The organism is Pantoea rwandensis (assembly GCF_002095475.1).
GTDB classification, from domain to species: Bacteria; Pseudomonadota; Gammaproteobacteria; order Enterobacterales; family Enterobacteriaceae; genus Pantoea; species Pantoea rwandensis.
The window spans coordinates 1-280 of sequence record NZ_MLFR01000066.1; the positions used below are offsets into that span (position 1 = coordinate 1).

A 280-nucleotide genomic window follows, 5' to 3' on the forward strand; every position below is an offset into this window, starting at 1 on the left:
TAATACTTCGCAGCCTACCGTTTCCGGTCTGCTCTGAAGTATTGTTTTGAGTCACTGTAATGGTGGAGCTAAGCGGGATCGAACCGCTGACCTCCTGCGTGCAAGGCAGGCGCTCTCCCAGCTGAGCTATAGCCCCATACAGTTACTGCAGAGACCATCTACTACCACTCACCAGGAGTTACATTCTTTGCATAAGGAATGTAATTTCTTCTCAGGCAAGGCATGCGTAAGGGAAGTTTACTGTTGGGTAAACGACCGCGCGCATAACGCAGCATGAGGA

Annotated in this window: 1 tRNA gene; it reads right to left on the reverse strand. The window is 50.4% G+C overall.

The annotated features are described in order from the left end of the window. Nucleotides 1–60: 60 nt before the first annotated feature. Nucleotides 61–136: transfer RNA gene (locus HA51_RS26785), tRNA-Ala, on the reverse strand. Nucleotides 137–280: the final 144 nt, after the last annotated feature.